Here is an 11,956-nt window from a genome sequence, read left to right as displayed (position 1 = left end):
GATGGCGGGCATGGACCGGCGTGGCGACCAGCACGAGCCCGCGCAGCCCCACCGACGTCCCCTCGTCATCGCCCACCGCGGAGCGACCGACACCGAGGCCGAGCACACCCTCGGTGCCTACGTCCTCGCCCTCGACCAGGGTGCCGAGGGGCTCGAGTGCGACGTCCGGCTCACTGCCGACGGCCACCTCGTCTGCGTCCACGACCGTCGCGTCGACCGCACCACCAACGCCCGAGGTGTCGTGTCGACGATGACCCTCGACGAGCTCGACGAGCTCGACGCGGCGTCCTGGAAGCGTCCGTGGGCGGACCTCGACGACGAGGCGGTGGAGATGGACCTGGAGTACAACCGGGTCCTCACCCTCCGCCGGCTCCTCGAGGTGGTCCGCGACTACGACCGGCCGGTGCGGCTGGCGATCGAGACCAAGCACCCGACGCGGTACGCCGGGCTCGTCGAGCGGAAGCTCGTGGAGCTGCTCCAGGAGTTCGGGTGGACCGGGAGCGACGCCCCGGTGACCGTGATGAGCTTCTCCGCGCTCGCCCTCAACCGGGTCGCCCGGCTCGCCCCCGACCTCGAGCTCGTCCTGCTCGTCGAGGGCGCCACTCCCTGGACGATGATCCACGGCATGCTCCGTCCCGGGTGGATCGTCGGGCCCGGCGTCGAGACCCTCCGCGAACGGCCCCGGCTGCGCCGCCGGCTGGTCGAGGGTGGCTACCGGGTGCACGTCTGGATCGTGAACACCGCCGACCAGCTGGCGCTCTGCCAGCAGCTGGGCGTGGAGGCCGTGATCACGGACCGGCCGGGCCACATCCGACGGCTGCTCGACGGGTGACGCGGGGGAACGACCGCCAGCCGACCAGCCCGCCGAGCAGCCCGCCGACCAGCCCACCGAGCAGCCCACCGAGCAGCCCACCGAGCAGCCCGCTGTGGGCCGCCGCACGGCGCCGCAGGTGTTTGGCGGCAGGTGCCCCGGGAAGCATTTGCAGGACCGGTGCGAGGAAGGCGGAAGGCGAGCCATGTGTGGGACGGAAACATGCCGGCGCAGCCTGATGCTGTGAACCTCAGAGTGCCCTTCCAGGCGCCCTCGGCCTCGGTCGTGCGGCGCGAGCTCCGCAATTGGCTGGAGTCGAAGGGGTTCGAGGGCGAGACCGTGGACGACGCCCGCGTCGTGGTCTCGGAGCTGGTCGGCAACAGCGTGCGCCACGCGGCGCCGCTGCCGGTGAACGACATCGCCGTCTCGTGGGCGCTTGAGGGCAGCGACCTGGTGATCTCGGTGAGTGACGGCGGGGGGACGACGAGCCCCCAGGTCGTGAGCACCGAGCGGTCGGCGATCTCAGGCCGCGGGCTGAGCATCGTCGAGGCCCTGGTCGACCGCTGGTGGGTCGACAGCGACCGTGGTCAGACCACGGTGCACGTCCGGATCCCCCTGCAGGGTTGATCCTGGCCGGATCCGAACCGGCCCCTGACGCGCCGCACCCCGGCCCACGGCCGGTCGGTAGGTTGCGGGCCATGGGCAAGCGCGCGCGTCAGAAGAACCGTCCTCAGGGTGCCGAGACCCCGGCCGGCGAGGTGGGTCCCCGGCAGCCGTGCCCGTGCGGCTCGGGCCGGCGGTACAAGAACTGCCACGGCAGCCCCTCCGGCCCGACCACCCGGCGGGTGGCCCGCCCCTTCGCGGGGCTCGCCTTCGAGCGCGACCTCGTCGCCCTCCGCGAGCTGGTGCCGGCGGCGACCGCCCCGCTGCCCCTCGCCGAGCAGGGGGAGAGGCCGGTGCTGCTCGCCACCCTGCTGCCGATGGCCGCACCGGCCCTGGTCCGCGCCGACGGCACCGTGTGGCTCGGGCTGCAGGTGCAGCACGGCTTCGGCGACCCGAGCCGCGAGCTCGCCGCCGTGCTGCAGCAGGCGCTCGAGGCCGAGCCCGGCGCGATGGTCGGACTGACCGAGGACCCGGGTGACGGGCCGCGGCTCCAGGACCTCGTCGACGACGAGCCCCTGACCGTGACCGTGCACGAGGGGTTCGAGTTCTGGATCGCCGACGTCGACGACCCGACCGGTTCGGTGGCGGCCTCGCTCGAGCAGGCCAACGCCGCGGCGTCCCCCTCGGCGAGGCTGACCTCCGCCGAGGCGGCGTACTGGACGAACGTCGGCACGAAGGAGCACCTGCGCTGGGTGCTCGGCGAGGACGAGGACACCGCGCTCGACGCGCTGGCCCGGCTGCACGCCGCCGGCCGCGACCGGCTCGTCGACGACGGCCGGCTGGTCGGCGCCTTCCGCGCCCACGGGTTGCTCGTCCCGGTGTGGGACCTCCCGGTCGGCACCGGCCCGGAGGCCCTGGAGGAGCCGCTCGACGCCCTCGCCACCGCGTTCGCGGAGGCGGTCACGGAGAACGCTCCGCTCACCACCGAGGAGCGCTCGGCGCGGCTCGGCCTCGCCAACCGGCAGGTCACGATCCGCTGATCCGGGGGGGCACTTCCGCCCTCGCCGCGCCGCCGGGCAGCGTGGTTGTGGAACGTGGACCCCGGTCATATAGTGGGCGCGCCCGGTCGTTGTTGTATCCCCCGTCAGCAGCGGCCGGGCATTGTCTTTCCCTGCTGTCACGACCGTGGCGACGGCCGTTCGGCGCCGCGCCCCAGGACACGGAACAGCCCCGACCGCTCAGGCGGTCGGGGCTGTCCTGCTGTGGTCGCCCGGGTCCTCGGAGCTCAGCTCCCCGCGGCCGGGATCGTCGCCCGGACCATCGGCACCCGGTGGTCGGTGATCTTCTTGACCAGCGGGTCGGCCTGGAACCGGAACTGCGAGAGCAGCACCTGCGGCGTGGTGAAGATCCAGTCGAGCCCGATGTTCTTCGGCGGCTGGCAGCTGTTGCCGTCGTTGGTGCCACCCGCCGCGGCGACCATGTCGGTCCGCGTGGTGACGTCGCAGAAGACCTCTTCGCGCTCGTTCATGTCACCGGTGAGGAACACCGGGATGCCGGTCGAGGCGAACGCCTGGGCCTGCTTGATCATCCGGTTGGTGCCGATGTTGCGCTCCTTCTCGCCGAAGCTCTTGTCCCGCTTGCGGACCGGCGTGAGGTGCACGTTGACGAAGCCGACCTTCTGGCCGGTCGTCTTGTGCTGGAGCACGATGGCCGCCTGGGGGCGCTTCTGGCCGAGGAACGGCACGACGAGCTCGTGGGTGGAGACCAGGGTCCACCACCGCTTCTTCCACACGATGGCGGTCGGCACGGCCTTCTTCGGGGCGTCCGGGCTCGGGTAGGAGGTGTACTTCCCCCCGCCGTACGCCAGGACCGTGCGGAGCTGGTCGGGCTGGATCTCGGAGAAGCCGACGACGCTGGTCTTGTGCGTCTTCAGCAGGTCGACCGCCCACCGGGCGCGGGTCACGCCGCTGGCGTAGCGGGAGCGCTTCTTCTTCTTCCCGTCGGTGTGGTTGGAGCCGAGGATGTTGAAGGACGCGACGTTGAAGCTGAGGTCCTTGACGACCGTCGTGCGCTTCTTCTTCGGCTTCTTGGCCTGGACGGCGGTCACCAGGTCCGAGGGGGAGCCCGCCGCGTTCGCGGGCAGCTGGGTGGCGACCGTGGTCAGCCCCGTGCTGAGGGCCGTGGTCGCGACGAACGTGAGGGCGAGGCTGCGGAACGCCTTGGGGATGCGCATGGGTCCTTCGGGGCGGTGGGGGGCAGTGACACTCTTGTTGTCGGCGGCGCGAGCGGGTTTCTGAAGGTTTCTCCGGCGTGTCGACGCCGGTCTGGACCAGCGGTGTGTTATGCGGGCACGCAGGGCTGGAGCCGTGTGGTTGGCTTCCACGCGTGATCCGCTTCGAGGGCGTGACCAAGGAGTATGCCGACGGCACCACCGCCGTGGGTGGGCTTTCGCTGAATGCGCCCACCGGGGCCATCACGGTGCTGGTCGGGCCGTCCGGGTGCGGCAAGACCACGTCGCTGCGGATGGTCAACCGGATGATCGAGCCGACCGCCGGCCGGATCACCATCGACGGCGAGGACACCGCGACGATGGACCCGGCCCGGCTGCGGCGAGGGATCGGCTACGTCATCCAGCACGCCGGGCTCTTCCCGCACCGCACCGTCGTCGACAACGTGGCCACGGTCCCGAGGCTGCTCGGCTGGGACCGGCGCAAGGCGCGCGACCGCAGCATGGAGCTGCTCGAGCGGGTCGGGCTGCCCGCCGAGCTTGCGCGCCGCTACCCCCACCAGCTCTCCGGGGGCCAGCAGCAGCGGGTCGGGGTCGCACGGGCGCTCGCCGCCGACCCGCCGGTGATGCTGATGGACGAGCCGTTCAGCGCCGTCGACCCGGTGGTCCGCGAACAGCTCCAGGACGAGTTCCTCCGGCTCCAGGCCGAGCTCGGCAAGACGATCCTGTTCGTCACCCACGACATCGACGAGGCGGTGAAGCTCGGTGACCAGGTGGCGGTGCTCCGGGTCGGCGGCAGGCTCGCGCAGCTCGACGCCCCCGGCCGGCTGCTCGCCGACCCCGCCGACGACTTCGTCGCCGAGTTCGTGGGCCGCGACCGCGGCTACCGCGGCCTCGCGTTCCGGCCGGCACCGCCGCTCGAGCCGCGCGAGGAGCCGACGGTGCCGCTCGGCGCCGCACCCGAGGAGGTACGCCGGGTGACCGCCGACTGGGTCCTCGTGGTCGACGCCGGACGCCCCGTCGGCTGGGTGGAGCCCCGGGCGATCGACGCCCCGGTGACCACCGACCGGCTCCACCGCGGAGGCACGGTGGCCCGGCTCGACGGGTCGCTCCGCGCGATCCTCGACGCCGCCCTCTCCTCGCCCAGCGGCCGCGGGGTGTTGGTGGACGACGACGGGCTGCTCCTCGGCACGGTCACCGCGTCGGCCGTCGTCGCCGCCCTCGACGGCGTGCCGCGGACCGACCCGGTCGAGCCCCCGGAGCCGGTGGAGCGCTGATGGACTGGATCCTGGGCCACCTCGACGACATCGGCGGCTACACCGTCCAGCACGCGTGGCTGGCCGGGCTCCCGCTGCTCCTCGGGCTGGCGGTCGCCGTACCCCTGGGGTGGCTGGCGCGGCGCCGGAGCTGGCTCTACACGCCGATCGTCGCGGGCACCGGGCTGCTCTACACGATCCCGTCGCTCGCGCTGTTCATCCTCATGCCGCTGGTGCTCGGCACCCGGATCCTCGACGAGGAGAACGTGATCGCGGCGATGACGATCTACACGGTCGCGCTGCTGACCCGGACCGTCGCCGACGCGCTCGGGGCGGTGCCGGACGACGTGGTCGCGGCGGCGACCGCCATGGGGCTCGGTCCGGTGCGGCGGCTGCTCACCGTCGAGCTCCCGATGGCGGTCCCGGTGATCGCGGCCGGGCTCCGGGTGGCTGCGGTGAGCAACGTCAGCATCGTGAGCGTCGCGGCGCTGATCGGGGTGCCGCAGCTCGGCGTGCTGTTCACCGACGGCTTCTACCGGGACTTCCTCGACCCGATCGTCGCGGGGCTCGTGGCCTCGGCGCTGCTCGCGCTCCTGTTCGACCTCGCGATCGTGGCGCTGGCCCGGGTGCTGACGCCGTGGCACCGGACACCGGCCGCCGCCCGCTCCGGGTCGGAGGCGCCGTCGTGACCCGCGACGTCCTCGACTGGCTCCTCGACGGCGCCCACTGGCAGGGCGGCGAGGGGATCCCGCTGCGGGTCTGGCAGCACGTCGCCTACTCGCTGATCGCGGTCGGCATCGCGGCGGTGCTCGCCGTCCCCGCCGGGCTGTGGGTGGGCCACACCGGGCGCGGGCGGTTCCTCGCGGTCAACCTGGTCGGGATCCTGCGGGCGGTCCCGAGCCTGGGGCTGCTCTTCGCCTCGCTGATGATCCTCGGCCCGAAGATCCCGGGGGAGCTCGGCGTGCACGTGCCGGTCCAGGTCGTCCTCGTCGTGCTCGCGATGCCTCCGGTGCTCGCCGGTGCGTACGCCGGCGTCGAGGCGGTGGACCCCGCTGCCCGCGACGCGGCGCGGGGCATGGGCATGCAGGGCCGCGACGTCCTGCTCCGCGTCGAGCTGCCGTGCGCGCTGCCGCTGGTCTTCTCGGGGCTCCGCTCCGCGGTGCTCCAGGTGGTGGCGACCGCGACGCTGGCCGCGACGGTCGGGCTGGGTGGCCTGGGCCGGTACCTGATCGACGGGCTCGCGGTCCGCGACTACGCCCAGATGGCCGGAGGGGCCGTGCTCGTCGCCGCGCTCGCGCTCCTCCTCGACCTCCTGGCCGCCACGCTGCAGCGCCTCGTGGTCTCGCCGGGGCTGACCGGCAAGACTGGCCGCAGGACCGCGGCGGGCGAGACCGCCGCCTCTTCAGACCCTCGGGACGTGGGGGTCCTCACGGAAGGCTCCACCAGATGAAGCGCCTGATGCTCCTCCCCTCGCTCGCTGCGGCGACCGCCCTGGCGCTCGTCGGCTGCGGCGACGACAGCGACCCGTTGGAGAGTGGCGGCGACGGAGGGAGCGGCGACACCGGCACGATCGTGGTCGGCTCGGCGAACTTCCCCGAGAACGTGCTGCTCGCCGAGATCTACGCCGGCGCGTTGAACGCGGCGGGCGTCGAGGCCGAGACGAGGCCGAACATCGGGTCCCGGGAGACGTACATCCCCGCGCTCGAGGACGGCTCCATCCAGATGATCCCGGAGTACACCGGCAACCTCCGGCTCTACTTCGACGAGAACGTGAAGGCCACCGAGCCCCAGGAGGTGTACGACGAGCTCCTCGAGGTGCTCCCCGAGGGGCTCGAGGTGACCGAGTACTCCGAGGCGGAGGACAAGGACGCCGTCGTCGTCACCTCGGAGACCGCGGAGGAGTACGACCTCACGACCATCGCCGACCTCGCACCCGTGGCCGGCGAGCTCAAGCTCGGTGGGCCTCCGGAGTGGAAGACCCGGTTCACCGGCGTCCCCGGGCTCAAGGAGGTCTACGGGGTCGAGTTCGCCGACTTCGTCGAGCTCGACGCCGGTGGCCCGCAGACGCTCGGTGCGCTCCGCGACGGGCGCGTCGACGCCGGCAACCTCTTCACCACCGACCCGGCGCTCGCCGAGGGCGACCTGGTGACGCTGGAGGACCCCGAGTCGCTGTTCGCCGCGCAGAACATCGTCCCGCTGCTCAGCAGCGACGTCGCCACCGACGAGGTGACCTCGACGGTCGACGAGGTCTCGGCCGCGCTCGACACCGAGCTGCTCGGCGAGCTCCTCGCCCGGGTGGTCACCGACAAGGAGGACCCGGCCGACGTCGCGGCCGACTTCCTCGCCGAGGCCGGCCTCGACTGACCGTGGGACGTCTCGCCTGACGCTGGGGGTTGTCGAGCCGCCCCTCGTGGCGCGCGGGGCCGTCCCGACCGGCGCCCCGCTCTCTGCGACGCTGGCCCCATGACCCAGCTGACGATCGGGCGCCGGTTCAACGGGCCCGCGCACTCCGGCAACGGCGGCTGCACGGCGGGGCTGCTGGCCGCGGCGTCCGGGCTCCCCGGCCCGGTCACCGTCCGGCTGCTCCGCCCGCCGCCGCTCGAGGAGCCGCTCGACGTGGTGCCGACCGGCGGCGGGGTCGGGCTCCGGGGCGCGGACGGCCCGGTCGCCACCGCGGCCACCGGGGAGGTCACCTGGTCGGAGGTCGAGCCGGTGGCCGTGGCGACCGCCCGCGCGGCGGAGGCGTCGTACGCCGGGCTCACCGGCCACCCCTTCCCGACCTGCTTCGTCTGCGGCCCGGACCGCGAGGTCGGGGACGGGCTCCGGCTCTTCCCGGGGCGGGTGGCCCCGGGGAAGGTCGCGGCGACGTGGGAGCCGGTCGGCGCTGTCGACGAGTCGCTGACCTGGGCCGCCCTCGACTGCCCGAGCGCGTGGTCCACCGACCTCGAGGCGCGGCCGCTGGTGCTCGGCGAGATGACCGCGCAGGTGCTGTCGACGCCGCAGCCCGGCACGTCGTACGTCGTGGTGGGGCAGCACGTGGGCGGCGAGGGCCGGAAGGTACGCACGGCCAGCGCCCTGTTCGACGCCGACGGCCGGCTCCTGGCGCGGGCCGAGCACGTGTGGCTCGAGATCGGCCCCGAGATGCTGGCCCGGCTGCGACAGGGATAGGTGTCTCGACGAGCTCGACCGGCCGAGGGTGAGCTCGACCGCCAGGAGCTAGCCGAGCGGGTCGCGCGCCACGGGGCAGGACATGCACCTCGGCCCGCCGCGGCCGGAGCCGAGCTCGGATCCGGAGATCGCGAGGACCTCGATGCCGGCCTCCTCGAGGCGGGCGTTGGTCTCGGTGTTCCGCTCGTAGGCGATCGCCACCCGCGGCGCGATCGCCAGCGTGTTGTTGCCGTCGTCCCACTGCTCACGTTCGGCGGTGACGGGGTCGAGCCCGGTGTCGATGCGGTGCAGGGTGTCGATCCCCATCGCCTTCGCGGCCGCCACCAGGAACGGCTCGGGCGGGGCGACGTCGAGGACCAGCCCGTCGTCGCCGTCGGGGTGGTCGGAGGTCGGACGGTCGGCGACGGTGACCGCGTAGGCGGTCAGGTGGTCGGCGATGTTGGGGTACATCAGCACCTTGTCGACGTCGACCATCGTGCAGATCGTGTCGAGGTGCATCGTCGCCCGCTCCTGGGCGATCGGCACCGCGAGCAGCGTGTCGACGAGCCCGGCGCCGAAGAGCTGGCGGGCGAGCCGCTCCGCACCGGCCGGGGTGGTGCGCTCCCCGACGCCGACCGCGACGACCCCGTCGCCGAGCAGCAGCACGTCGCCGCCCTCGACGTGCTCGCGGCGCCAGCCGTGCACGGTGGGGGTGCCGGCGAAGCGGGGGTGGCGGGTCCAGATCAGCTCGGTCAGCTGCGTCTCCCGCTCACGGGCCGGCATCGCGAGGCTGGTGATCGCGACGTGGTCGCGGACCCACGCGCTCGAGTCACGGGTGAAGAGCAGGTTCGGCAGCGGTGCGAGGAGGAAGTCGTCGTGCGCGAGCAGGCTGGTCACCAGCCCGTGACCGCCGCGGACCTCGTCGTTGCGGATCCCCTCGCAGAGCACCTGCGCGAGCCGCTCGGGGCTGTAGGTCGCCAGCTCGCCGGCCAGGTGGCGGCGGAGCGTGACACCGAGGTGCAGGTCGGCCAGCGCGGACTCGATCGCCTGCGCGCGGGCCTCCTCCGACGCCAGCGCCTCGACCAGGAGCTCGACGAGGTAGAGGACCTCGACCCCGCGCGACCGCAACACCTCGGCGAACGCGTCGTGCTCCTCCTGCGCCCGGCTGACCCAAGGGATGCCGTCGAAGAGCAGCCGGTCGTTGTTGCGCGGCGTGAGCCGCTTCAGCTCGGGGCCGGGGCGGTGGAGCACCACGGTGCGCAGGGCGCCGACCTCGCTGCTGACCCCGGGAGCCGTCATGGCCGCCACCCTAACCACGGCCACCGCAGGGGGCGGTCACCAGCGGGGGAGCCCCGGCACGTGCCAGCCGCCCCACTTCCAGGCCTTGGTCTCCGAGACCCTCTTCCGGTCGCGGTCGACGACCTTCCAGCCGCCCTTCCAGCGGTACGTCGTCAGCCGCACGTCGAACCGCTTCGTGCTGCCGATCCGCTCGCCCTGCCGGAGCTGCACGCGTCCGGCAGGCTGCTCCGCGGTGCGGTGCCAGCCGAGCGTCACCATGGCCGCCGAGTCGACCGCCCACTGCTTGCCGAACGCCGGCGCCGGCAGCGTCTCGAGCGCGCCCTTGCGCACGGTGAGGACCCAGTAGAACGAGGTGTGCGCGCCGGTCGTCGCGCCGACGACCACCTCGCGACCGCCGCGGCCGTCGAGGTCGCTGGTGCCGTGGAACGGCGCGCCGAACCAGTACGACGTCGTGCGGGTCGCCTTCAGGATGCCTCGGTCGGTCCTCACCCGGACGACCACGCGCCCCTCGGGCGCACCCTTCCCGCCGCGGCGGGCCACCCCGACGGCGTCCTTGGTGCCGTCCCCGTCGACGTCCACCCGGGCGACGACCTTGCACCCCCGGACCCCGTCGCAGACCCCCGGTCCCGCGGCGGCTGCGGGCGCCAGCGTGGCTGCTCCGGTCGTGCCGAGAACGGCGGCGAGCACCGCCCCTGTGGTCCGTGGTGCGCGCATCGTCGTTCCCTCTCCCTCGGTCGTCGGCGGACGGCAGCCTGTCACAGGCGGAGCGCCCGGGCGCGGGAACACGCGTCGGCGAGGACGTCCTTGCCGGAGCGGCCGGTCGTGCGGGCCACGGCGGCCACGTCGTCGTACTCCGGCTGGACGTTGACGACCTCGCCGTCGAGCCGCGCGACCTTCACCCGCACCTGGTGGCCGTCCACGTCGACGCGGTGCACCTCCCGGTCGAGGGCGGTCTTCGCGTAGCCGACCTCGCGCACCCCGATCGTCGAGGTGTGCCGGAAGACCTCCCGGCGCACGGCCGCCAGCCGGCCGGGAGCGACGAGCACCGAGAGGGTGTGGGCCGGGCGCCCCTTCTTCATCAGGATCGGGGTGAGCCACGCGTCCGACGCCCCCGCGGCGAGCAGCGCGGCCAGCACGTCGGGCCAGAGCCGCGGGTCGAGGTCGTCGACGTTGGTCTCCACGACGACGGCGGCCGGAGTCGCTCCCACGGGCTCGCCGACCAGCAGCCTGGTCACGTTGGGGTGCGACCCGGGGTCGCGACCGCCGGCCCCGGAGCCGACGGCGGCCACGGTCATCGGCGGCTGCGGTCCGAACCCGTCGGCGAGGGTCACCAGCAGGGCCGCGCCGGTCGGCGTGCACGCCTCCGCGGTCGCGGGTCCGGCGTACGACGGCACGCCGCGGAGCAGCCGGGCGACCGCCGGGACCGGGACCGGGAGGCTGCCGTGCTCGGAGTCGGTGCGGCCGGAGCCGACGGCGACCGTGGAGACGGTCAGCGCGGTGAGCCCGAGGTGGTGGAACCCGGCGCACACCCCGACCACGTCGGCGACCGCGTCGAGGGCGCCGACCTCGTGGAAGTGCACCTTCTCGACCCCGACCCCGTGCACCTCGGCCTCGGCGGTGGCCAGCCGGTCGAAGACCGCCTGCGCGGAGGCGCGCACCGGCTCGGGGAGGTCGGCGCCGTCGAGGAGCGCCCGCACGTCCGCGGGGGTACGCCGGGCCGTGGACGGCGCGGCCTCCACGTGGCACCGGAGGGCGGCCAGCCCGGCCCGGCGGACCTCCTCGACGTGGAGGCGCACCGGCTCGGGCGCGGCCGCGTCGACCGCCCGCTGCACGACCTCGAGCGGCACGCCGGCGTCGAGCAGCGCGCCGAGCAGCATGTCGCCCGACGCCCCGGCGGTCGCGTCCACCCAGCCGATCACGAGCCGCCCGCCCGCCGCGCGACCCGGGCCGCGAAGACGCCGGCGCCGTAGCCGTTGTCGATGTTCACCACGGTAACCCCCGGCGCGCAGGAGTTGAGCATCGCGAGCAGTGCGGCGAGCCCGCCGAACGAGGCTCCGTACCCGACCGACGTCGGAACCGCGACGAGCGGCACCCCGACGAGCCCGCCGACGACGCTGGGCAGCGCGCCCTCCATCCCGGCGACGACGACGAGGCAGTCGGCCGCCTCGAGCGTCGGGCGTACGGCGAGCAGCCGGTGGAGCCCCGCGACGCCGACGTCCTGCACCAGCTCGGCGCCCGCCCCGTGCACCCGCGCGGTGAGCGCCGCCTCCGCCGCCACCGGGGCGTCCGATGTCCCCGCCGACACCACCACCACGCGGCCGGTCGGGGTGGGCAGCGGTCCGAGCGTCGCGCAGCGGGCCACCGGGTCGAGCTCCGCGTCGGGGAGCGAGGTCCGCACCAGCGCGGCGGCCTCGTCGGTGAGCCGGGTCGCGAGCACGGCCCGCGTGGGGTGCGCCTCGTGGAGCCGACGCAGCGACTCGACGACTTGTTCCGGCGTCTTCCCGGCGGAGTAGACGACCTCCGGGTCGCCCGTCCGCGCCTCACGCTCGAGGTCCAGCCGTGCGAAGCCCAGGTCTGCGGTGCGCGGGTCGCGGTCGTCGGTCACCGCACCAG

At 74.0% G+C, this 11,956-nt stretch carries 13 protein-coding genes; 8 read left to right on the top strand and 5 right to left on the bottom strand.

All coding sequences use genetic code 11. The features are described 5' to 3' along the window. Position 1: 1 nt before the first annotated feature. The 3 genes from FIP57_RS23185 to FIP57_RS09085 all read left to right on the top strand — a co-directional run bounded on the left by FIP57_RS23185 (position 2) and on the right by FIP57_RS09085 (position 2,454). Positions 2-832, top strand: a complete 831-nt coding sequence (locus tag FIP57_RS23185; RefSeq protein ID WP_338039900.1) for a glycerophosphodiester phosphodiesterase family protein — start codon at positions 2-4, stop codon at positions 830-832. Between the two features lie 222 nt (positions 833-1,054). Further along, positions 1,055-1,438 carry an ATP-binding protein gene (locus FIP57_RS09090; RefSeq protein WP_162529735.1) on the top strand — a complete coding sequence of 128 codons (384 nt, stop codon included), beginning with the start codon at positions 1,055-1,057 and terminating at the stop codon, positions 1,436-1,438. A 71-nt stretch (positions 1,439-1,509) separates the two neighbouring features. Next, positions 1,510-2,454, top strand: a complete 945-nt coding sequence (locus tag FIP57_RS09085; RefSeq protein ID WP_148573217.1) for a DUF5926 family protein — start codon at positions 1,510-1,512, stop codon at positions 2,452-2,454. Positions 2,455-2,699: 245 nt separating this feature from the next. Here FIP57_RS09085 and FIP57_RS09080 read toward each other — a convergent pair whose 3' ends face one another. Beyond that, on the bottom strand, positions 2,700-3,647 hold the full coding sequence (locus tag FIP57_RS09080; protein ID WP_148573216.1) for an endonuclease/exonuclease/phosphatase family protein: 948 nt from the start codon (positions 3,645-3,647) through the stop codon (positions 2,700-2,702). Positions 3,648-3,799: 152 nt separating this feature from the next. Here FIP57_RS09080 and FIP57_RS09075 point away from each other — a divergent pair, with 152 nt between their 5' ends. The 5 genes from FIP57_RS09075 (at position 3,800) to FIP57_RS23180 (ending at position 8,065) form a co-directional block, all read left to right on the top strand. After that, positions 3,800-4,918, top strand: coding sequence for an ABC transporter ATP-binding protein (locus tag FIP57_RS09075; protein WP_148573215.1), 1,119 nt, complete (start codon positions 3,800-3,802; stop codon positions 4,916-4,918). After that, positions 4,918-5,586, top strand: coding sequence for an ABC transporter permease (locus FIP57_RS09070; RefSeq protein WP_148573214.1), 669 nt, complete (start codon positions 4,918-4,920; stop codon positions 5,584-5,586). The genes FIP57_RS09075 and FIP57_RS09070 overlap by 1 nt, the downstream gene beginning before the upstream one ends. After that, the gene (locus FIP57_RS09065) at positions 5,583-6,347 is read left to right on the top strand and encodes an ABC transporter permease (protein WP_148573213.1); all 765 of its coding nucleotides are present in this window, start codon (positions 5,583-5,585) and stop codon (positions 6,345-6,347) included. Before FIP57_RS09070 ends, FIP57_RS09065 begins: the two co-directional genes overlap by 4 nt. Then, on the top strand, positions 6,344-7,261 hold the full coding sequence (locus FIP57_RS09060; protein WP_148573212.1) for an ABC transporter substrate-binding protein: 918 nt from the start codon (positions 6,344-6,346) through the stop codon (positions 7,259-7,261). Before FIP57_RS09065 ends, FIP57_RS09060 begins: the two co-directional genes overlap by 4 nt. A 99-nt stretch (positions 7,262-7,360) precedes the next feature. Further along, the gene (locus FIP57_RS23180) at positions 7,361-8,065 is read left to right on the top strand and encodes a hypothetical protein (RefSeq protein WP_162529724.1); all 705 of its coding nucleotides are present in this window, start codon (positions 7,361-7,363) and stop codon (positions 8,063-8,065) included. A 48-nt stretch (positions 8,066-8,113) separates the two neighbouring features. On the opposite strand, the gene FIP57_RS09050 is transcribed toward FIP57_RS23180, so the two are convergent. The 4 genes from FIP57_RS09050 to larB are packed head-to-tail and all read right to left on the bottom strand — an operon-like array spanning position 8,114 to position 11,948. Continuing rightward, complete coding sequence (locus FIP57_RS09050; RefSeq protein WP_148573210.1) at positions 8,114-9,343, bottom strand: arginine deiminase; 1,230 nt, start codon at positions 9,341-9,343, stop codon at positions 8,114-8,116. Between the two features lie 36 nt (positions 9,344-9,379). Then, complete coding sequence (locus FIP57_RS09045) at positions 9,380-10,057, bottom strand: hypothetical protein (protein WP_148573209.1); 678 nt, start codon at positions 10,055-10,057, stop codon at positions 9,380-9,382. Between the two features lie 41 nt (positions 10,058-10,098). Next, positions 10,099-11,262 carry a nickel pincer cofactor biosynthesis protein LarC gene (gene larC, locus FIP57_RS09040; protein ID WP_238993370.1) on the bottom strand — a complete coding sequence of 388 codons (1,164 nt, stop codon included), beginning with the start codon at positions 11,260-11,262 and terminating at the stop codon, positions 10,099-10,101. Further along, entirely contained in the window at positions 11,259-11,948 is a 690-nt protein-coding gene (gene larB / locus FIP57_RS09035) for a nickel pincer cofactor biosynthesis protein LarB (RefSeq protein ID WP_148573208.1), read from the bottom strand. The genes larC and larB overlap by 4 nt, the downstream gene beginning before the upstream one ends. Between the last annotated feature and the right edge of the window lie 8 nt (positions 11,949-11,956).

This window comes from Nocardioides caldifontis, from assembly GCF_008087345.1.
Taxonomy (GTDB): Bacteria; Actinomycetota; Actinomycetes; order Propionibacteriales; family Nocardioidaceae; genus Marmoricola_A; species Marmoricola_A caldifontis.
The sequence above is the reverse complement of the archived record's forward strand: the minus strand, read 5'-3'. Positions and strand labels throughout refer to the sequence as shown.

Excerpts from the sequence above, each read along its gene's own strand:
- FIP57_RS23185 (WP_338039900.1), top strand. The coding sequence starts at position 2 with ATGGCGGGCATGGACCGGCGTGGCGACCAGCACGAGCCCGCGCAGCCC.
- FIP57_RS09085 (WP_148573217.1), top strand. The coding sequence starts at position 1,510 with ATGGGCAAGCGCGCGCGTCAGAAGAACCGTCCTCAGGGTGCCGAGACC.
- FIP57_RS09080 (WP_148573216.1), bottom strand. The coding sequence starts at position 3,647 with ATGCGCATCCCCAAGGCGTTCCGCAGCCTCGCCCTCACGTTCGTCGCG.
- FIP57_RS09070 (WP_148573214.1), top strand. The coding sequence starts at position 4,918 with ATGGACTGGATCCTGGGCCACCTCGACGACATCGGCGGCTACACCGTC.
- FIP57_RS09060 (WP_148573212.1), top strand. The coding sequence starts at position 6,344 with ATGAAGCGCCTGATGCTCCTCCCCTCGCTCGCTGCGGCGACCGCCCTG.
- FIP57_RS23180 (WP_162529724.1), top strand. The coding sequence starts at position 7,361 with ATGACCCAGCTGACGATCGGGCGCCGGTTCAACGGGCCCGCGCACTCC.
- FIP57_RS09050 (WP_148573210.1), bottom strand. The coding sequence starts at position 9,343 with ATGACGGCTCCCGGGGTCAGCAGCGAGGTCGGCGCCCTGCGCACCGTG.
- FIP57_RS09045 (WP_148573209.1), bottom strand. The coding sequence starts at position 10,057 with ATGCGCGCACCACGGACCACAGGGGCGGTGCTCGCCGCCGTTCTCGGC.